The organism is Roseateles sp., from assembly GCF_049240545.1.
Classification (GTDB): domain Bacteria; phylum Pseudomonadota; class Gammaproteobacteria; order Burkholderiales; family Burkholderiaceae_C; genus Paucibacter_A.
Window position 1 is genome coordinate 1 of record NZ_JBMLSK010000389.1, and the last position, 20,108, is coordinate 20,108.

At 61.7% G+C, this 20,108-nt stretch carries 15 protein-coding genes, 1 tRNA gene and 1 pseudogene; 7 read left to right on the top strand and 10 right to left on the bottom strand.

What is annotated here, in order from left to right:
• From ACOVRJ_RS23480 to ACOVRJ_RS23495, 4 genes and pseudogenes are all read right to left on the bottom strand, one after another.
• Positions 1 to 536, bottom strand: a pseudogene (locus ACOVRJ_RS23480) (tRNA (N6-isopentenyl adenosine(37)-C2)-methylthiotransferase MiaB); the annotation flags it as partial.
• A gap of 83 nt (positions 537 to 619) precedes the next feature.
• Positions 620 to 1,060: a hypothetical protein gene (locus tag ACOVRJ_RS23485; RefSeq protein ID WP_422046243.1), complete on the bottom strand. Its 441-nt coding sequence runs from the start codon at positions 1,058 to 1,060 to the stop codon at positions 620 to 622.
• 58 nt (positions 1,061 to 1,118) lie between these two features.
• Positions 1,119 to 2,513 (bottom strand): L,D-transpeptidase family protein, encoded by a 1,395-nt coding sequence (locus ACOVRJ_RS23490; protein ID WP_422046244.1) that lies wholly within the window; start codon positions 2,511 to 2,513, stop codon positions 1,119 to 1,121.
• Between the two features lie 124 nt (positions 2,514 to 2,637).
• Positions 2,638 to 3,870: a tetratricopeptide repeat protein gene (locus tag ACOVRJ_RS23495; protein ID WP_422046245.1), complete on the bottom strand. Its 1,233-nt coding sequence runs from the start codon at positions 3,868 to 3,870 to the stop codon at positions 2,638 to 2,640.
• Positions 3,871 to 4,157: 287 nt separating this feature from the next.
• Here ACOVRJ_RS23495 and ACOVRJ_RS23500 point away from each other — a divergent pair, with 287 nt between their 5' ends.
• The gene (locus ACOVRJ_RS23500) at positions 4,158 to 5,060 is read left to right on the top strand and encodes a hypothetical protein (RefSeq protein WP_422046246.1); all 903 of its coding nucleotides are present in this window, start codon (positions 4,158 to 4,160) and stop codon (positions 5,058 to 5,060) included.
• Positions 5,061 to 5,171: 111 nt separating this feature from the next.
• Here ACOVRJ_RS23500 and ACOVRJ_RS23505 read toward each other — a convergent pair whose 3' ends face one another.
• From ACOVRJ_RS23505 to ACOVRJ_RS23525, 5 genes are all read right to left on the bottom strand, one after another.
• The gene (locus ACOVRJ_RS23505; RefSeq protein ID WP_422046247.1) at positions 5,172 to 6,242 is read right to left on the bottom strand and encodes a choice-of-anchor A family protein; all 1,071 of its coding nucleotides are present in this window, start codon (positions 6,240 to 6,242) and stop codon (positions 5,172 to 5,174) included.
• A gap of 159 nt (positions 6,243 to 6,401) precedes the next feature.
• The gene (locus ACOVRJ_RS23510; protein ID WP_422046248.1) at positions 6,402 to 6,830 is read right to left on the bottom strand and encodes a RidA family protein; all 429 of its coding nucleotides are present in this window, start codon (positions 6,828 to 6,830) and stop codon (positions 6,402 to 6,404) included.
• Between the two features lie 102 nt (positions 6,831 to 6,932).
• Positions 6,933 to 7,352: a GNAT family N-acetyltransferase gene (locus ACOVRJ_RS23515; RefSeq protein ID WP_422046249.1), complete on the bottom strand. Its 420-nt coding sequence runs from the start codon at positions 7,350 to 7,352 to the stop codon at positions 6,933 to 6,935.
• A 268-nt stretch (positions 7,353 to 7,620) separates the two neighbouring features.
• Positions 7,621 to 7,697, bottom strand: a tRNA-Met gene (locus ACOVRJ_RS23520).
• Between the two features lie 58 nt (positions 7,698 to 7,755).
• The gene (locus ACOVRJ_RS23525; RefSeq protein ID WP_422046250.1) at positions 7,756 to 8,652 is read right to left on the bottom strand and encodes a delta(1)-pyrroline-2-carboxylate reductase family protein; all 897 of its coding nucleotides are present in this window, start codon (positions 8,650 to 8,652) and stop codon (positions 7,756 to 7,758) included.
• A gap of 228 nt (positions 8,653 to 8,880) precedes the next feature.
• On the opposite strand from ACOVRJ_RS23525, the gene ftsY reads away from it, so the two are divergent.
• Positions 8,881 to 10,098: a signal recognition particle-docking protein FtsY gene (ftsY, locus tag ACOVRJ_RS23530; RefSeq protein WP_422046251.1), complete on the top strand. Its 1,218-nt coding sequence runs from the start codon at positions 8,881 to 8,883 to the stop codon at positions 10,096 to 10,098.
• Between the two features lie 69 nt (positions 10,099 to 10,167).
• Here the strand turns inward: ftsY and ffh are convergent, their stop codons facing one another.
• Positions 10,168 to 11,553 carry a signal recognition particle protein gene (gene ffh, locus ACOVRJ_RS23535; RefSeq protein WP_422046252.1) on the bottom strand — a complete coding sequence of 462 codons (1,386 nt, stop codon included), beginning with the start codon at positions 11,551 to 11,553 and terminating at the stop codon, positions 10,168 to 10,170.
• 48 nt (positions 11,554 to 11,601) lie between these two features.
• On the opposite strand from ffh, the gene ACOVRJ_RS23540 reads away from it, so the two are divergent.
• The 5 genes from ACOVRJ_RS23540 to ACOVRJ_RS23560 all read left to right on the top strand — a co-directional run bounded on the left by ACOVRJ_RS23540 (position 11,602) and on the right by ACOVRJ_RS23560 (position 19,939).
• Positions 11,602 to 12,486, top strand: coding sequence for a cytochrome C assembly family protein (locus ACOVRJ_RS23540; RefSeq protein WP_422046253.1), 885 nt, complete (start codon positions 11,602 to 11,604; stop codon positions 12,484 to 12,486).
• Between the two features lie 30 nt (positions 12,487 to 12,516).
• Entirely contained in the window at positions 12,517 to 12,810 is a 294-nt protein-coding gene (locus tag ACOVRJ_RS23545; protein WP_422046254.1) for a PP0621 family protein, read from the top strand.
• On the top strand, positions 12,807 to 14,684 hold the full coding sequence (locus tag ACOVRJ_RS23550) for a sensor histidine kinase (protein ID WP_422046255.1): 1,878 nt from the start codon (positions 12,807 to 12,809) through the stop codon (positions 14,682 to 14,684). The genes ACOVRJ_RS23545 and ACOVRJ_RS23550 overlap by 4 nt, the downstream gene beginning before the upstream one ends.
• Before the next feature lie 42 nt (positions 14,685 to 14,726).
• Complete coding sequence (locus ACOVRJ_RS23555) at positions 14,727 to 16,442, top strand: sigma-54-dependent transcriptional regulator (RefSeq protein ID WP_422046256.1); 1,716 nt, start codon at positions 14,727 to 14,729, stop codon at positions 16,440 to 16,442.
• 572 nt (positions 16,443 to 17,014) lie between these two features.
• Complete coding sequence (locus ACOVRJ_RS23560; RefSeq protein WP_422046257.1) at positions 17,015 to 19,939, top strand: ribonucleoside-diphosphate reductase subunit alpha; 2,925 nt, start codon at positions 17,015 to 17,017, stop codon at positions 19,937 to 19,939.
• Positions 19,940 to 20,108: the final 169 nt, after the last annotated feature.

Sequence of the window (20,108 nt, forward strand, 5' to 3'; positions counted from 1 at the left end):
ACATCGTCAAAGGGGCGCGAGACCTCTTCGCCGCGGGTGTAGGGCACCACGCAGTAAGAGCAGTACTTGGAGCAACCTTCCATGATGGACACAAAGGCCGAAGCGCCTTCGACCTTGGCGGGCGGCAAGTTGTCGAACTTCTCGATCTCGGGGAAGGAGATGTCGACCTGCGGGCGCAGCTCAGCGCTGCGCGCGGCCAGCATGGCCGGCAGGCGGTGCAGCGTTTGCGGGCCGAAGACCACGTCGACATAGGGCGCGCGCTCGATGATGGCGGCACCTTCTTGGCTGGCCACGCAGCCGCCCACGCCGATCAAGACGCCTTTTTCCTTCAGATGCTTGACGCGGCCGAGGTCAGAGAACACTTTCTCTTGTGCCTTCTCACGCACCGAGCAGGTGTTGAACAGAATCAGGTCGGCCTGCTCGACATCGTCGGTTTTTTCGTAGCCCTGAGCGGCGCCCAGCACATCGGCCATCTTGCCCGAGTCGTACTCGTTCATCTGGCAGCCAAAGGTTTTGATGAAGACTTTTTTGCTCATGGCGTTCTCGAGAAAGCAGCGTCGCGGCCACCCCGCAGGGGGCGCTGTAGTGGGACTTGGAAAGGAATGGATCCGCGCTCGGTTCAGCGCTTGATCCAGAGTTGCGCGGCCTGATCAAAGGTCCAGGTGGCGGCTTCTTGTGGCGTGCGTGGCCATGTTTTGTTGGACAACTCGACGGGGTTCAAGACCCAGACGTCCATCAACAAGCCATTGGGGTCCACCGTGTAGTGCACCATCAGCTTTTCACCCGTGAGCGCTGCGGGCTGTTGCAGCATATTGCTGGCGCCACGCACGCGCGCACCTGGGGCCAAACGCGCCGGCTTGCCGTTCAGGCTCAGGTCGGGGCTCTGTGTGATCACCATCTCGCCGCGCAAGGCTTGCACGGGAAATGGGCGGTGGGTCTGCGCTTGGGCGCTCGGGCTCGCGCTCGCGCTCGCCATCACCAAGGCGAGGGTCAATACACAGCGGTACATGGTATGTGTCCAGTGGCTGTAAGAAAGGAGGCCGATTGTAGTGGAACGCATGCCGGCGCTGCCTGGGCCTGGTGCGATGAAGCCGCAGGAATCGGCAAATACTCTCGACTCAGCTGACCAAGCCGTCAAAGAAGATCGACCAGCGGCCATCCGCCTGCTCGCGCCAATACTGGCGCTTGAGCTTGGGGCGGCCTGCATCCGCGGGGCTGAGTTCGCGGTAGGTCACGACTCTCACTTTGGGCTGCGTCGGCCAAGGCAGGGAGCTGATGCGCTCCAAAGACTGCAGCGGCAATTCCTGCTTGACCATGCGGGCCAAGTTGGCCTCTAGGCGGGGCGCTGCGCTGTCGGAGCCCCGCTCCAGTCCGGCTTCATAAAAGCGACGCACCTGTCCGGCGTCTTGTTCCAATCGGGCGCGCTGCCAGCCTTGGAAAGCGGCTTCAAAGCCCTTGTCGGATGGCTGCATGTTTGCTGCGCTGCGGCTCAGCCACTCGATGTTTTCTACGATCACGACGGGCGTTTCGCGCTCCGCGACCGTGTCGGCCAAGAGCTTCATTTCATCATTGCTCAGCACGATGCAGCCATCGGTAGACATCGGCCCCCGCGCATAGTTGCCCGCACGTTCGCCGTGCAGCCAGATGCTGCTGCCGCCACGGCCAAGAACACGGTCGTATTCATTGGGGTAGTTCAGCGGCAGTGCGGCGGCCCCGTAACGGGCTGCGGCTTCGTCACGGCGCAGGCCAATGTGGTAGAGGCCCAGCGGTGTGCGTTGATCGCCTTCTTCCAGCTTGCCGGTGCCGAGCTTGCCGATCGACACATAGTTGTCGCGCAGCAGCTTCAGCCCCTGGGCGCTGTTTTCGAACAGATACAGGCGAGCGCGGCTGGTGTCCACCACGATGGCATGACGAACAGCAGGGGACAAGCCCAGCAAGGGCTTGGGCACCGCGTCTTCGGGTGGGCGCTCCACCAAGGCTGCCAAGCGCAAGCGTGCTTCGGCACGCAAGGTTTCGCTGGCACCGGCGGGTGCGCTGGCCATGCGTTCCGGGCTGTGGGTCTGTGCCATCGGGTGCCCGCTTCGCGCCAATAGCAGATCGCCCAACAGCAACTGCGCCAAGGCAAAGTCGGGACGTTGTTTGACCAATTCCTCCACAGTGGCCAGCGCCAGGGACTCCTTGCCTTTGGCAAGGTATTGGTAGCTGAGAATCAGTTGCCCTTCAGGGGTCTGCGTGTCCGGCTTGGAATTGATCAAGCGTTCGGTGGCGGACCCGAGAGCCTTGACGGGCTCGGTCATGCCGTCGGTCAGCGGTGCCGTTTGTCGAACTGCGTGTTCTGGATGGAGATCGACCTTGGCAAACACAAAGCCCACCACTCCCAATACCGCCAACACCCCCAAACTCGCCAAAACACTAGGCTTGACAGCGCCAGCCACCGCTGCGCTTTGTGAGTGAGCCAGTGGGCCTGCCGATTTGGAGGCAGGGCCCAGGGTTTTGAAGGACTGTTCAGACATGAAATTGGCGGGAGTTTCAAACCCCAAAACGATCCGCAGAGTGCAGCGAGGTCATCAGCGGATGGAAAGACGAATCCCTTGTTTCAAACGGGAAGAGACCAAAGGCTCAACTCGCTCCTCATCCTCAGCTGGCGTTTTCTTGTGTGATGAGCCATTCGCCTTGCTTGTTCTTGCGCATTTCGAAGTTCTTGGTGCTTCTCACATCGAGAGCATCGGAGTCGTAGTCCTGGCGAACCCGGATGGACGCTTTGTCGCCGTTGACCTTGATCTGGATGTTGGACAAGCTGACCGTGATTTTCTTTTTGCCCATGATGCGTGCATGGCGCTCTTGCTCCCAGGCCTTGCGGCTCGGTGACTTGCCCTTGAAGTCGGGTGCATAGGCAGAGTAGTACTCCGACATATTGCGCTGGCTCCAGGCTTGCGCCCAAGCGCGCAGGGCCTTCTCGATGGCTTGCTTGTCTTTGTCCTGAGCCTCCGCCTTGCTGGACTCTGCCTTGGCGGTGTCGACCTTTGCGGTGTCAGCCTTGGGCGCCTCAGTGGGTTTGGCTGCTGCCGCAGGTGTGGGGGCCGCAGCAAGCACCGCTGCAGCAGGCGCGGGAGCGGCGGTGGTGGTCGTGGGCTTGGCTGCCGCTGTTGTGGCTGCAGGTGCAGCGCTGGCCGTCTTGGTTTCAGGCTTGGCTGGGGCTGCAGTTGGGGGCGCCGCAGGGCTTGGAGAGGGTGCGGCAGCAAGCGCAGGCGCCGGGCTTGGCGCAGGTTTTGCTGCAGGCGCTGTCGGCGCTGCTGCGGGAGTTGCCGGCGTAGCGACCTTGCTCGCGCGCGGATCGACGCTGGATTCAAACACGTTCTGAACCACCGCCAGCTTCAGCGGCAGTGCGGCGTCGGACTTGTCCAGCGCCAGGGCTTTTTTGTAGGCTTGGCCAGCCAGCCGGGCATAGACATCGCCGAGGTTCTGGAAGGCGGTGGCGTACGTGGGGTTGGTGCGGATGGCCAACTCCAAGGCCTGACGGGCCTTCTCGTAGTCGCCTTGGTTGCCGTACAAAACGGCGAGGTTGTTGTAGGGACCGGGCAGCTCTGGGTGAGTTTCCGTCAGCTTCTGGAACACACCGATGGCTTCTGCTTGGCGATTGAGCAAGGACAAAGCAATGCCTCGCTGCAGGCGCAGTCGCGGGTCATTGGGCTTGGCCACCAGTAACTGATCCACCTTCTTCAAGCCTTCGGCATGCTTGCCGCTGGCCAAGATGGCCTGCACATCGGTGACCTCGTGGGCCCAAGCCAAGCTGAGCCCCAGGGCCAAGCTGGCGGCCAGGCCAATCGATCGAAGCGAGAAAGTCGGAGTCTTGGCTTGGTGGTTGCGCATGGTTGAGCTGAAATGGTTTGTAGAGATTGTAGTTGCCGCTTACTCGGTAAATCGACGTTGAGGCCCCATGCTAGAGTGAACGCCATCCCAGAATATGAGAGCGCCACATCGGACCCACGGCAGCCAGCCTGAGCCGTGGCGTACAGAGTTTGGGGGCGCTCTCTTTCACCGCGACCGTTTGCATGCAAAGTCTCCCCTTTTTGACTCACCTTGGTCCGCCCCGATTCATCGGACGGATGGGGCGAGTTTGCCTCGGGGTCTTGGCCCTTTGTGCAGCAGCCGCGCCTGTGCGTGCGCTGGAGCTGGGGGCGGCGCAGTCCCTGGCGGGCTTGGGTCAACCTCTGTCTCTGCAAGTGCCGGTTCGATTTGCAGTCGGCAAAGCACCGCGCAGCGATTGCCTGAAGGTGCGCGTCGAGGCGGGTGATCGTCAACTGTCGGACGGCGAGATTCAACAAGGTTGGAGTCAAGGGAAGGCCGGGACGGCAACGATCTGGGTTCGCAGCCGGGTCGAGGTGACCGAGCCGCTGCTGCGACTCTCAGTGGGCTGTCCCCAGCAGCAACTGGTGGTGTTTGTCGATCCAGTGCCTGCCTTGCAGCCGACTGCGGCAGGACCTTTGCACGCATCAGGTACTCCGGCCGCGCCCGAGGTCCTGGCAGAGAAGCCCGTGGTGCCAGCTGTTGTCAAGGTGAAGGCTGAGCCGGCAGCTCAGCCCAAACGCATGGGCGCTCCGGTGTTGAGGATGGATGACCCCGGCTTGCCGGCGCTGACCTTGCCTGACCCCGAAGTGTCGGGCTTGCGCTTTCGATTCGATACTGAGTTGCATGCCGCGAACCCGAAGCAGCCGACCCCAGGCGGGCGCGAACCGAAGGCGAAGCCCGAGCGTCGGGTCAGTCTCTTGATGGCCATCGATGTAGGGCGAGCCTTGGCCCCCGGGGACTTGTTGGCGATCGAAGCCGGCCAAGGCGGCAGCAGCGCACCGGCTCGACTGCAGCGAGCTCAGCAGCAATTTGAGGTGCTTCAGGCCGATCAGCGGGCCTTGCACACTGAGATGAATCAGCTGTTGGCCGAGATGGAGCGGCGGCGTCAGGAGTCTTTGCGCAATTGGCGCCTGGCTGGTATTGTGACGCTCGGCTTGGTGGTGCTCGGTGTTGGCTTGTATTTCATGAGTCGTCACCGGCGCCGGCCGTAGGCCAAAGGCGCTTGAATCCAAGCCAATTCTGGCTGGACTGAGTTGCATGACAAAAGGCTGCCTCGGCAGCCTTTTTCGTGCTCAGGCCCTTTGAAGGGCTGGAAATCCAGGTTACTTGAGCAAGGAGCGGCGGCGCGCGACAAAACTCACCACGCCCAGGCCGGCCAGCATCAAGGCATACGTCGTCGGCTCGGGGATGGCTGCAGTGATGCCCTTGAAGGGCTCGTAGCCGAGTTCCAACTTGCCGTTCGGGCCAGCGCTGAGGGAGTTGGCGATCAGCGTGCCTTCCAGGTGGCCAGAGCCGATCACATCGGCCTTGGTGGCCAGAATCGAGCCGTTCACGAAGGTGCCGACGTTCAAGCTTGTGGCGCTGCTGAAGTTGTAGAGGATGCTGTCGCGGAAGCTGGCTTGTTGGTCATTGGCCGGGTCGAACTGGGTCTTGCCCAGGGCGCCGTAGCCAAGGAATCCACCGAACTCCACCACGGTCAGGCTGCTGTTGATGATGACCTGGGTGCCGGCCTTGATGTTTTCCAGCTGCAGGCCGCTCTTCAAGGAAGCGTTGCCCAAGTTGAAGACTTGCGGGTTGGTGCTGCCGTCGCCGGTCAACTTCAAGCCTTGCGAGCCGCCCAGGTCTTGCCACTGGCCATTGGCCTTGCGGCCAGCCAGGTCGGCGGACAGGGCATTGAGCTGCGTCTTGGCGGCGCCGAAGTCCAGGTAGTTGGCGTTTTTGGTGGCTTGGCCGTATTGCCAGTCCAGCGCGGTCAGGCTGCTGCCGTAGACGATATTGCCCATGTTCAGCTGATTTGCAGCCACCCATTGAGCATTCGACGGGCCAATGCTGGCATTGGTGTCGACCTTGACGCTGGGGCCGTTGTAGATCGAGCCGGCGGAGCCGCCTTGGCTATTGGTCAACGAGACCCCGCCCTTGACCACCAGCGAAGGGGAGGTCGAGCCATAGGGGTTGCGGTAGCCAATGTCGAAGCCGGATGTCAGATCGCCGCCGACGGCCAAGCGGCCTTCCACGTCGGCTGCAGCGCTCACGTTACCGAAGAAGAAGCCGCTGAAGCCTTGTGCTGCGCCCAGGTCGATCACCGCAGCTTGCGCTGCGCCGGCGATCAGCAAACTCGCTGATGCAGATACCAATTTAGTACCGGCAAAACCTGTCAAGCTGAAACGGCGCATGAAAACTCCCTCAATGGATGACGCTCGGTGCTGTGCTACTGAGCAAGACCTGAGATGAGATTCTAGGGCTTACCCTGGTTTTCCAGGCCCCCTGTCCCAGGGGGTATCTGATTGGTATTGGTGTGTAAATGCCGGGTTCGGCTTTGTCATGCGCGGGTGTCAAGAGCCGGACTTGACCTCCACCACGGCCCGTAGCGTGAGCGGCAGGCCCAGACGCAAGGAGTCCACACCGATCACAGAGCGCGCATGCACACCGGCAGGGCCAAAAACCTCGGCCAGCAGGTCAGAGGCACCATCCAGAACTAGCGCGTGGTCCTCAAACTCGGGTACGGTGTTCAGCGAACCCTGCAACTCGACCACTTGCGCCACCCGGTCCAAAGATCCCAGCTCCTGCTTCAATGTGGCCAAGAGAGAGATGCAGGCCGAGCGGGCCAGCTGGTAGCCTTGCTCGGCGGTGTAGTCGCGACCCAGCTTGCCCTTGGGCGTTTGGCCATCGATTGCTTGAGGCGATTTGCCCGACATGAAGAGCAGTTGGCCGCTGCGCACCGCATTCGCGTAATTGCCGGCTGGCGCGTTGCCTGCGTTCAAGGGGAGGGCGAGGTTTTTTGCTTTCTGTTCTGCGCTCATGACGGCTTGGGAGGGGATGCTAGGGAGGACCCAGCATAGACCAGCTCTTCGTCGCCATGTCCGTCAATCCGCCCGGTGGAGCGCCAGCCGAACCGGCGATAAAAGGCCATGGCTGCGCAGTTGTGGGTCTTGCCCGGCCATCAGCCAAGGCCTGTGTGGGCTGGCGGCCTGTAAACAGCGCAGAGCTTCTTGCAAAAGCGCGCGACCCAGGCCGCGCCCCTCATGGCTGGCCAAGACTGCCAGCACCAAAACCTCGCCGTGTTCGGCATCTGCGGCGCAAAAGGCCCGAATCTGGTCCTTTTCCTCCCACACCCAGGCTCTGTAGTTTGGGCTTTGCATTTGCAGCAATACGGTCTGAGGCGTGATGCCCAACTCCGCCAAGCGGCGTTCCGAGATGGGGTTGTCTGCTGTGTGAGCGCGCAGATCGAACATCGCGGCAGAGCTCGACTCGATGCTGAAGTGGTCGAGCTGGCTGGCGATCAAGGCGCGGCGTCAGAGGTGCAGTTGGAAAGCTCGGCAGGGCCTGAAATCAGCCGAGAGCTACTGGATCTTGTGGTTCTGGCCAGATCCTCTTTGCCAGATCTCCGGGAAAAGATGATGCCGCACGGCAGGATGATGCGCAGCCACTAAGCTGGCGGACCGCTTTCGAGGTAGTCAAGCGGCAGTTTGGGGTTTGGGTATGGATCCCCAATGTGTAGCCCGGAAAATGAAAAAGCCTTGTAAGTCACCGACCTACAAGGCTTTCATTTTTTGGTGGCGCTTCAGGGATTCGAACCCCGGACCTGCGGATTATGATTCCGTCGCTCTAACCGGCTGAGCTAAAGCGCCTCAAGCCCTCTACTATAGCATCGAGTTTCTGAGCTTCGCAAGACTTTTTGAAAAAACTTTATTCAGCCAGTGCCGTGCGTACCGCAGCGAGGTCCCAGGCCGCGTGCCCCACGGTCTTGTAAAGCACAGGGGACTGAATTGCAGTGGGGTTTGAAAGCGCTTGTGCCAAAGCGTGAACGCGGCTCCAGTCCAAGCTTGCCTGTATGAGGTCGCCCGCCTCATGCTTGGCGCCTTCAATGTCGTCCACCCATACTTGCCGACTGCGCACCTGCGCGGCCGGCAATTCAGCCATCTGAGGCGTGAAGCTACCGATGCCCACGATGAGCGTGTCAGCACCCACTTGATCTGGCAGCACGGCGCTCAAGGAGGTGGTGGCGGTCAGGGCGACACAGGCGCCTTCAAGGGCATGCTCCAGGGGCAAAACGCGGGCATTCAGCCCTTGGGCTTTCAGGCTGGAAGCAAAGGCGTCACTTTGGGTGCGTCCACGACCCACACAGCGCAGTTGCACGCCGGGCCAGCGCTCGCCCATCGCCAACGCATGGGTGAGTGCTTGGGCGCCGGTGCCGACCAGGACTACGTTCTGGGGTGCACGTGCCAAAAGCGTTTCGATGCCCAGCAGGGTCACGGCGGCGGTCCTGCGGGCGGTCAGCACCATGCCATCCAAAATGATCAGAGCGGTGCCGGTCGCGGCTTCGCTGACCAAGACGCGGCCTTGGATGGTGGGCTGACCTCGTTCGCGATTGGCTGGCGTGACGGCCACCAACTTTGTGACGGCATAGCATGCATCGGTGCAGGGCATGGCCAGATAGCTGCCGCCATCGGGTAGCGGGAGGACCGAACGCGGGCTGGCGTTGATCAGACCGTTGCGCAGATCCAGCATGGCTTGGGCCACGGCAGGAATCAATCGTTCATAGGGCAGCAGGTCGGCCGTGGCTTCGGCATTGAGTATTCGCATGGGATGTGATCCTCTAGAACTTCAGGCTCCTCGGCGGCTTGATTATGATTCTGCCCAAACGATACACCCCGGCGGCGTTGCGTTTTGAGCCTCAGGGCTTGATAAACCGTGCGCTGGTGCCGAATCTGAGGCCTGGTTGCTTTTGCAACCTGGACACAGATCGCAAATCAAGTGCCATGTCCAGACAGCTCCCTTTGCTGCTGGCGGGCCACCCTCTCAGGCCATTTGATGTTCAGTTTTTTCAAGAAAAAGTTTGGTTCCGCGCCGGCACCTGCTCCGACTGCTGCGCCCTTGCCCATGCCTGTGCCGGCTGCCGAACCCTCGACTCCCGCGGTGTTCAACGAGCTGCCGGTTGCCGTGCAATCAGGTCCGGCTCCAGCTTCAGCTCCAATTCCAGCTTGGCCTGTCGCTGCTGAGGTGCCGGCAAGCCCGAGCCCTGCGCCGGTGATCACGCCGGAGCCTGCGCCCGCTCCGGCGCCAATTCAAATGACGATCCCTGCTCCTGTAGCCGTTGCGGAGCCCGCCGTGGCTGCGGCGCCCCCAGAGCCGCGCCGCAGCTGGATGGACAAGCTGCGTCAAGGCTTGCGCAAGACCGGTTCCAGCATTGCTCAGGTCTTCACCGGCACACAGATTGACGATGCCTTGTATGAGGAGTTGGAAGAGGCGCTGCTGATGGCCGACACCGGCGTCAAGGCGACCGAATACCTGCTCGCCGATCTGAAGCGGCGCGTCAAGGAGGTCAAAGCAACCGAACCTAAGGCGGTGCGCGGGCTTTTGGTCGAGGCGCTGGCTGACTTGCTGCGCCCGCTGGAGAAGTCGCTGACCGTGGGTCAACACAGCCCGACGGTGATGATGGTGGTGGGCGTGAACGGCGCGGGCAAGACCACCAGCATCGGCAAACTGACGCGTCATCTGGCCGAGGCCGATCAGAAAGTGCTGCTGGCCGCGGCCGACACCTTCCGCGCCGCTGCGCGCGAGCAGTTGGCGGTGTGGGCTGACCGTACCCAGGTGCAAATCATCAGCCAAGAAGGTGGCGACCCGTCGGCGGTGACTTTTGATGCCGTCTCCGCCGGCCGTGCGCGCGGCTGCGATGTGGTGCTGGCCGATACCGCTGGGCGTTTGCCTACGCAGCTGCACCTGATGGAAGAGCTGAAGAAGATCAAGCGCGTCATCGGCAAGGCGCAAGAGGGCGCACCGCATGAAGTGCTGTTGGTGGTGGACGGCAACACCGGCCAGAACGCGCTCAGCCAAGTCAAGTCTTTTGACGATGCGCTGGGGCTCACCGGCTTGATCGTTACCAAGTTGGACGGCACCGCCAAGGGCGGCGTGCTGGCAGCGATTGCGCGTGAGCGCGCCATTCCGGTCTACTTCATCGGCGTCGGTGAAAAGCTGGAAGATCTGCAGACCTTCAATGCGCGAGAGTTTGCGCAGGCTCTGCTGGAATAAAGGGCAAGCCGCAAAGCAAAAAAGGGCATCCAGCGCGGATGCCCTTTTTTATTGCCGAGCCTCGGCGCATCACATGCCCGGCATCATGCCTTTCATGCCCTTCATGCCGCCGAGCTTTTTCATCATCTTCATCATGCCGCCGCCGCTCATCTTCTTCATCATGCCTTGCATCTGATCGAACTGAGTCAGCAGGCGATTGACGTCTTGGATTTGCACGCCGGCGCCTGCGGCGATGCGGCGCTTACGACTGGCCTTGCTCTTGCCGTCCATCAGCAGATTGGGCTGGCGGCGCTCTTTGGCGGTCATCGCATTCAAGATGCCTTCCATGCGCTTCATATCGCGCTCGGCCCGGTCCATGTCTTGCGGGCCGGCCTTGGCGGTCATCTGCGTGGGCAGCTTGTCCATCAGGCCAGAGAGCCCGCCCATCTTCTTCATCTGCGAAATCTGCGCGAGGAAGTCGTTCAGATCGAAGCCGCTGCCGGTTTTGAGTTTTTCGGCCAGCTTTTGGGCTGCCGCGACGTCCACGCCCTTGGTGACTTCTTCCACCAGGGCGACGATATCGCCCATGCCCAGTACGCGGCCGGCGTGACGCTCAGCGTCAAAGACTTCCAGGCCGTCGATCTTTTCTGACACACCGGCGAATTTGATCGGCGCGCCGGTGATCTGGCGCACCGACAAGGCCGCACCGCCGCGCGAATCGCCGTCCAGCTTGGTCAGCACCACGCCGGTCAGCGGCAGCGCTTCCTTGAAGGCCTTGGCGGTGTTGATCGCGTCCTGGCCCTGCATGGCATCTACCACGAACAGGGTTTCGACCGGATTCAAGATGCCGTGCAGCTCGCGAATCTCTGCCATCAAGGCTTCGTCGATGGCCAGGCGGCCGGCGGTGTCGACCAGCAGTACGTCGAAGTAATGCTTTTTGGCGTAATCGATGGCGGCCAGCGCGATGTCGCGTGGCTTTTGGTTCGGCTCCGACGGGAACCATTCGCCCCCGGCTTGGCCGGTCACCGTCTTCAACTGCTCAATGGCGGCCGGGCGGTAGACGTCGGCCGAGACCGTCAGCACTTTTTTCTTGCGCTTTTCGATCAGGTGCTTGGTCAGCTTGCCGGTGGTGGTGGTTTTACCCGCACCTTGCAGGCCGGCCATCAAGATCACGGCGGGCGGCTGCGCGGCCAGATTGATGTCCGACACGCCTTCGCCCATGGTGGCGGCGAGTTCTTTTTGAACAATCGACACCAGCACTTGGCCGGGGTTGAGCGAGCCGACAACCTCGGTGCCCAGCGCCTTGTCTTTGACGCGAGCGATGAAGTCGCGCACCACCGGCAGGGCCACGTCGGCCTCCAGCAGTGCCATGCGTACCTCGCGCAGCATCTCCTGCACATTGCTTTCGGTGATGCGGGCTTGGCCGCGCATCGTTTTCACGAGACGACTCAGGCGGTCGGTCAGATTGGAAGCCATTGGGGAGGGCGCCGGCTTTGAAGCGGCGCGCAAAAGTACACTGTGGCCATGATTTTATCGTTCGTCACCGCAGAGACCGCCCAAAGCCTGCTGAGCGCCTTCAGTCTGCTGGCGATTGGTGGCTATGTGGCACTTGCCTTTCGGGCTGAAGCGACGTCGCAAGTCGGGGACAGGCCCTCGCGTTTCAGCGTCTTCGGGGGACTGTTGCCACTGGCCTTTGCCGCCCATTTACTGGCACTCGTGGTCGATATCTCGGGACTTGGCTTGGCCCAGGCTGGGGCTCGATTCGGGTTCGCGCCGGCCTTGTCGATGACCGCTTGGTTGATCTTGGCCGTCTATCTGGTGGAAAGCCGGCTCTTGCCCTTGCCGGCGGCCCGGCGGGTCTTGTCCTTGCTGGCTGCCGTGTCCGTTGCGGCGGCCTGGATGTTCCCTGGCGAGAGTCGGCCCTTGGCGGCGTCGCCCTGGGCGCCTTTGCATTGGGTTCTGGGCTTGGCTTCTTATGGTTTGTTTGGTGTGGCGGTCTTGCATGCCGCCATGTTGAGCCGGGCCGAGCGCATGTTGCGCTCTCGCAGCGGGTCGAGCAGTCTTGGCGGACTGGGCGGTGCTGGCAGCCTGAGCTCTTGGGGTGGGCAGGCCATGCCGCTGTTGCGCCTGGAGCGATTGACGTTCCAATTCATCGCCGCTGGCGTAGCCGTGTTGTCGCTTGCTTTGCTGCTGGGTTGGTGGTTCACGCCGCATTGGCGATGGGATCATAAGAATCTGCTCGCGGTGCTGGGGTGGTTGGTCTTGGCTGGCTTGTTGACTGGCCGGCAGGTGTTCGGTTGGCGCGGCCGGCGGGCGACGCGTTGGTTGTACTTTGGTGCCCTGTTGTTGTTGCTGTCGTATGCGGGGTCTCGATTCGTGTTGGAAGTCGTGCTGCAGCGCCCAGTTTGAAAATGAACCTGACCCCAATTTAGGGAACTCATGAAGTACTTGTTGTTGATCCTGCTGTTGGCTTTGGTGTTTTTCATCTTGGGTATGAAGCGTGCGAGGCCGCCTTTGGACAAGGGGGGGCAGGTGCGGGCACGTGCGGATCAGGCTTCACAGGACGGCGTGCACTCGCTGACGATGGTTACTTGCTCACACTGCGGTTTGCACCTGCCGCGCGATGAGGCATTGCCGGGCAAGGGGGGTGTTTTTTGTGGGCCTGCGCATCGCGCGGCCTTTGAGAAGGCCCATCCGGTCGAGGTCGACGTGGAGCGTCGCCGCGGCTCATGAGTGGGCCGTACAAGTCCTGGTTTGGCGGCGCGGTGCAGGCTGAGTCCAACAAAGGGACTCGCGCGGATGCCGGCCCTTCAACCCTGAGCGGCGACTTGCCGGACGAAGCGGAAACACCAGCGCCCGAAGCGTCGAGCGAGCAAAGCTCACAGTTTTTCATTCGGACCAGTCGGCAACGCGGCGCTGACCAGGGCGGCAATGCCTTTGCTCGTCTGTATCGGTCCTTCTTGTCGGCCCGGGCGGCGCTGGGCATTGCGCTGGTGGCGACTCAGCTGATTTCTGCATGGCTGGGCGCTTCAGGCTCGCTGGGCGTGACGCTGCTTTGCTTTGCTTATGCCGCGCACGCTTTGGCTTTGTACTTGTTGCCACGCTTGCAGCGAGGCGTGTCGGCCCAAGCTTTGTCGCGTATTTCAAGCCCGCAGTGGTGGGGCAGCATTGGCGTTGATCTGACGGTGTTCGGGCTGCTGCATGCGCTGGATCGGGAGGCCAGCGTCAATTACGGCGCTTTGTTCGTGATGCCTGTTCTGATGGCGGGCGTGTTGACGCCACGCTTGGTAGCGGTGGCGACGGCGGCGATGGCGGCCTTGTTGATGCTGGGCGTGGCTGCGTGGGCCATGTGGGAAGGTCGCGATGTCGGGCTGCGCATGACGCAGGCCGGTTTGGTCGGTAGCGGCTTTTTTGTCATCAGCCTCTTGGCCAGTGAATTGGCAGGGCGTTTGGCGCGTGAGGAAAAAACCGCGCGCGGCAGCATGGAGTTTGCGAGGCAGCAAGCACAGCTCAGTCGTTTGGTCATCGACGAAATGCAAGAAGGCGTGTTGGTGGTGGACAGGCGTGGCCATGTCCGCGCAGCCAATCCGGCGGCGCGCAACTTGCTTGCGGAGCAACACCCGGTGCGTACCGCGCCGTTTCAGTTGCGCGGGGTGCTGGCATGGCGTCCGTTGGTGGAGGCGGTGGAGCAAGGATTTGCCAGCGCGGCCTGGCCTGAAGGGGGGCAGGATTTGCTCATCCAGTTTGATAGTGGTCTGCAGCGCAGCCTGCGTGTACGCATGCGCTTTACGCGCAAGCATGAGTCTCAAGCGGGCGAAGACTTGTGTGTGCTGCTGATTGAGGACAGTCGCTTGCTGTTGGCGCGCAGTCAGCAAGAAAAGCTCGCCGCTATGGGTCGAGTCTCGGCGGGCATTGCGCATGAGATTCGCAATCCCTTGGCGGCCATTGATCAAGCCAATGCCTTGCTGTCGGAGGACTTGATGGAGCCGCGTGCGCAGCAGTTGACGCGGATGGTGGCCTCCAATGTGCAGCGCTTGAAGCGCATTGTTGATGATGTGTTGGAGGTGGCCCCCGGTGTGCAAACGTCGCCGGTGCCTCTCGATGCGACCCAACTGGTGAGCGAGACTTGTCTTGACTGGGCGCGCACCAATCAGCTGGCACCGGGCCCTTCAGATCCACTCGATTGCATCCTGCCCATGCAGACCTTGATGGTCAGCTTTGACCCTGAGCACCTGCGCCGGGTCTTGGTCAATTTGTTGGACAACGCCTTGCGTCATGCCGAGCCCGGCCCGGCTTCGGTTCAGGTGAAGTTGGAAGCCGAGTTGGCCGAAGAGGGTGTGCCGGCTTGGGTGCGCCTGAGCGTGTTCAATGCGGGGCCCTCGATCCCTCCAGAAGTGGAGCGGCATTTGTTCGAGCCCTTCTTCTCAACCCGCAGCCGGGGTTCGGGTTTAGGGCTCTACATTTGCCGAGAGTTGTGCACGCGCTATGGGGCAGAGATCAGTTTCCAGCGCAGCGCGAATCAGGCGCGTCCCGGCAATGAGTTTGCTTTGAGACTGCGACCTGCGCGAGCCGCCGAAGTCGCAGGTGCTTCAGGGGCTCCACTCTGATGCTTGCCTCCCCCTGCAGCCCGCCATGATGAGCCTCCGACCATGAGCCATGTTTCCCACCCCAGCCTCGAGTTCAGTTTGTTGGTTGTCGACGACGAACCCGATTTGCGCACCCTGTATGAGCTGACCTTGCTGCGCGAAGGCTATGACTTGGACACCGCAGGCACGGTGTCCGATGCCCTGGAGCGCTTGCAGCGGCGTCGCTATAGCGCGGTGATCACCGATATGCGTTTGCCCGATGGCAGTGGCCTGGACGTGTTGCGCTGGTTGGAGGAACAGGGGCGACTTGAAAAGACCTTGGTGATCACGGCCTATGGCTCGGCCGAAAATGCAGTGGAGGCCTTGAAAGCCGGTGCCTACGACTATTTGACCAAGCCAGTGGACCTGCGGCAGTTTCGGCAGGTGGTTGCGTCGGCGCTTGGCAGGCAGGAACAAACGGTGCCTTCGGTGGTGCCGGAGCAGCTGCCGGCGCAATCGGCTGACTCCAAGCTGCGCGTCGCCGAGGAAGGCGGTCCCGCTCGAGTCTACGCACCTGGGGCCAAACACGCTGACCGCTCCGCCGCCCGTGTTGACTTGACCAAGCCTGCTCCCGGCGCAGCGGCCAGTGATTCCGCGCCGGACCGTTCGCCGGGACCGGCCGCAGCGGCGCTCGCGCAGACCCCGGCGAGCCCGCTCGCCCGCCTGGCCGGCAAGTCGGCCGCGATTCAGGAATTGCGCGCCTTGATTGAGAAGGTATCGCGCAGCATGGCGCCGGTCTTGTTGCAAGGGGAGTCGGGAACCGGCAAGGAGTTGGTGGCGCGGGCGATTCACGACAGCGGTGTCCGCGCTCGTCAGCGCTTTGTTGCCGTCAATTGCGGCGCGATCCCTGAGCAACTCTTGGAAGCGGAGTTTTTTGGTTATCGAAAAGGCGCCTTTACCGGCGCCAATGAGGATCGCGAAGGGTTCTTTCAAGCCGCCAACGGAGGCACTTTGTTCTTGGACGAGATTGGCGATCTGCCCTTGGCCATGCAAAGCAAGCTGTTGCGTTCGATCCAAGAGCGTTCCGTGCGTCCGGTGGGTGCTGTGGTGGAGTCCGCTGTCAATGTGCGCATTCTCAGCGCCACCCACAAGGACCTGGGGGCAGAAGTGGCGGCTGGCCGCTTTCGCCAAGACTTGTATTACCGCCTGAACGTGATTCAACTGCGCGTGCCGCCCTTGCGGGAGCGGATCGAAGATGTGCCGCTGATCAGCGAGCGGGTGCTGGCCCGCATTGCGGCCGATGCGGGGGTGTCTCCGGTGCCGCGCTTGACCAGCGCCGCGCTGCATCAACTCACGCGCTACGCCTTCCCTGGCAATGTGCGCGAGTTGGAGAATCTTTTGCATCGAGCGCTGGCGCTCTCGGGCGGCGAGTTGATCGACGCGCCCGATCTGGGGCTGCCCGAGTCGATGCTGGATGACTCTCAGTTCGGCGCGATTGGCGCTTTGGAACTTGGTGCCGGTGACGAGGCGGCTTTGGCTGCGACAGGGTCTGCGCCTGGATCTGACGATCTTGGCTTTGCTGGCGCAACACGCAATGTTGGTGGTCTGGCTTTCCCGGCAGATCTGCCCAATGACCTGGCGGCCTATCTGGACGCGGTGGAGCGCGAGATCCTGTTGCGCGCTCTGACCCAGCATCGCTTCAATCGCACGGCCGCCGGCGCCAGCTTGGGTTTGTCATTGCGGCAGATCCGCTACCGCATGGCCCGGCTGGGCGTGGACGCCGCAGCCTCCGAGAGCTGAGTTGGCATCGGTCGATAAGGGCCCGCACCGTTTAGGGTCATGGGCCGCAGTTCGGCCGCGTCTTGCCCGCCCTGGGCGTCGCCGGTTTTTTTCCAAAGCCCTGCAAAGCAGGCCTTAGGTTTGACGCGCGTTTGCGCTGCTTTTGGCGTGCAAAGCCAAGCTTGGCGCGGGCTGGAGGGCTTGTCCCCTGATGGTTGCGGGCATGCGCCTTTGTTGTGACGAAGATATGAAGCCACCTGGGCCTGTGCAAAGCTGTCGGCTAGCCTGAAAGCTGCTTGGCGTCAACGGGATAGATACGCTATCGGTAGTGCTTGAGGCTCCATGTGACCCCAGATATAGTGGGCTTCATGGTATCCTTCGTCTCTGTTGAAAGTGCTGCACCTGCCAGCCTGGACCGATGTCCGGCGCGAGCCCGGCCTCAGCTTCAGAGCCATTCCGAGTGGCTCTGCCACAGCCCCCAAAACTAAATATGTACTGAGCCGTCGTTGAGGCGTGCGCGTTGCGACCTAGGTCTTGATTCGCTCGTTTTTTGACGGTCCCCAATTTCACCGAGCCCAACGAGGAAGTTTCTTATGCAGAACCCTGTCGCTACTGCTGCCCACATCGGCCACGCTGGCCCAAGCGGCGCTGAAGGAGCCAGCCAGCACGCCGCCGGCCAGGCCAGCTCATCGACCCTGCAAACGGCTTTTCAGGCCTATCACATCCTGCGTCGCAACGGCGCGGTGGTGTCCTTCGAGCCCAGCAAGATCGCCGTCGCTTTGATGAAGGCCTTCTTGGCGGTGCACGGCACCAGCGGTGCTGCCTCGGCCAGCGTGCGCGAAACGGTGGACGGTTTGACCGAAGCCGTGGTGCGCGCCTTGGTGCGTTCGCGTCCCAGCGGCGGTACCTTCCACATCGAAGATGTGCAAGACCAGGTGGAGTTGGGGCTGATGCGCGGTGGCCACCACGAAGTGGCGCGTGCCTATGTGCTGTACCGCGAGCGCCGCTTCCAAGAGCGTCAGCGTCAAGGCTTGATCGAGACGCCGGTGGCCGAGCAGGCCTTGACCGTGATCGACAACGGTCAACGCGTGCCCCTGGATCTGGCGCATCTGCAAAGCCTGATCGTGTCGGCCTGCGCCAATCTGGGCGCCGATGTGAAGCCCGAGCCCGTCTTGGCCGAGACCAAGCGCAATCTGTATGACGGCGTGGCGATCGACGAGGTCTACAAGGCCTCCATCCTGGCCGCTCGCACCCTGATCGAAAAAGACCCTGGCTACAGCCGCGCGACCGCACGCTTGCTGCTGCACACGATCCGTCGCGAAGTGGTGGGTGGCGAGATCACCCAAGAGCAGATGCAAGAGCGCTATGCCGAGTACTTCCCCAAGTACATCAAGAAGGGCGTGGCCGCTGAGTTGCTGGACGAAAAGTTGGGCCAGTACGACCTGGCCCGCTTGGGCGCCGCGCTGAAGGCCGAGCGCGATCTGCAGTTCGATTACCTGGGTCTGCAAACTCTGTACGACCGCTACTTCCAGCACATCGATGACAAGCGCATCGAAATGCCGCAAGCCTTCTTCATGCGCGTGGCCATGGGCTTGGCGTTGAACGAAATCGACCGCGAAGCCCGCGCCATCGAGTTCTACGAAGTGCTGTCCAGCTTCGACTTCATGTCCAGCACCCCGACCCTGTTCAACTCCGGCACCCGTCGCTCGCAGCTGTCCAGCTGCTACCTGACCACCGTGGCCGACGATCTGGACGGCATCTACGAGGCGCTGAAAGAGAACGCGCTGCTGAGCAAGTTCGCCGGCGGCCTGGGCAATGACTGGACACCTGTGCGCGCTCTGGGCTCGCACATCAAGGGCACCAACGGCAAGTCGCAAGGCGTTGTGCCTTTCCTGAAGGTGGTGAACGACACGGCCGTGGCGGTGAACCAAGGCGGCAAGCGCAAGGGCGCGGTCTGTGCCTACCTGGAAAGCTGGCACTTGGACATCGAAGAGTTCCTGGAGCTGCGCAAGAACACTGGCGACGACCGCCGCCGCACTCACGACATGAACACCGCGAACTGGATCCCCGATCTGTTCATGCGTCGTGTCATCGAGGGTGGTGACTGGACCCTGTTCAGCCCATCGACCTGCCCGGATCTGCACGACCTGTTCGGCAAGGCCTTCGAGACCGCTTATGTGGCCTACGAGGCCAAGGCCGACCGCGGCGAGATCAAGCTCTTCAAGCGTCTGCCGGCCAAGGACCTGTGGCGCCGCATGTTGTCCATGCTGTTCGAAACCGGCCACCCTTGGATCACCTTCAAGGATGCCTGCAATGTGCGCTCGCCGCAGCAGCATGTCGGCGTGGTGCACTCCAGCAATCTTTGCACCGAGATCACGCTGAACACCAATGACAGCGAAATCGCGGTCTGCAACTTGGGCTCGGTGAATCTGGTTCAGCACTTGAAGGATGGCGGCATTGACCACGCCAAGCTGAAGAAGACGATCTCGACGGCCATGCGCATGCTCGACAACGTCATTGACATCAACTACTACGCCGTCAAGAAGGCCCGTGACTCGAATCTGCGCCACCGTCCGGTCGGCCTGGGCCTGATGGGCTTCCAAGACGCGCTGTATGCGCTGCGCACGCCTTATGCGTCGGACGCCGCCGTGGAGTTTGCCGACCGTTCGATGGAAGCGATCTGCTACTACGCTTACCAGGCCTCGACCGAGTTGGCCGAAGAGCGCGGCCGCTACTCGAGCTATCGCGGCTCGCTGTGGGACCGTGGCATCTTGCCGATCGACTCCTTGGAGTTGTTGGCCGAAGCGCGCGGTGGCTATGTGGAAGTCGATCGTTCGACCAGCATGGACTGGGACGCGCTGCGTGCCCGCATCGCCACCCATGGCATGCGCAACAGCAACTGCGTGGCGATTGCGCCGACCGCGACCATCTCCAACATCATCGGCGTGGACGCTTCGATCGAGCCTTGCTTCGGCAATTTGTCGGTCAAGTCCAATCTGTCGGGCGAGTTCACCATCATCAATGAATCCTTGGTGCGTGATCTGAAGAAGCTGGGCTTGTGGGATGACGTGATGGTCATGGACCTGAAGCACTTCGACGGTTCGCTGCGCCGCATCGACCGCGTGCCGGATGAGTTGAAGGCCCTGTACGCCACTGCCTTCGAGGTGGAGACGCAATGGTTGGTGGAAGCCGCCGCACGTCGCCAGAAGTGGATCGACCAGGCCCAGTCTTTGAACATCTATATGGCCGGCGCTTCGGGCAAGAAGCTCGATGAAACCTACAAGCTCGCTTGGCTGCGTGGTTTGAAGACGACCTACTACCTGCGCACCATGGGCGCAACGCATGCTGAGAAGAGCACGGTCAAGTCGGGTCAGTTGAATGCAGTGTCATCGGGCTTGAGTGGTGGTTTGGCCTCGGCTCCGGCCGCACCTGTTGCGGCGCCAGTGGAAGAGCAGTTGCCCGCTACCGACATGAAGTTCTGCTCGATTGACAACCCTGATTGCGAGGCTTGCCAATAAATTTTGAAACTGAATGCAGAGTCGGAGCAATTCGGCTCTGCATTTTTCATGGCGCTCGAGATCTTTGTGTTCATCGATGTTCTGAGCGTTTGGTATGCATAGATTGAGAGTTAGGTGTTTTAAGCAGGCGATGCAACACAGCAACGCGCGAGAGGGCTTTTTGTCAAGA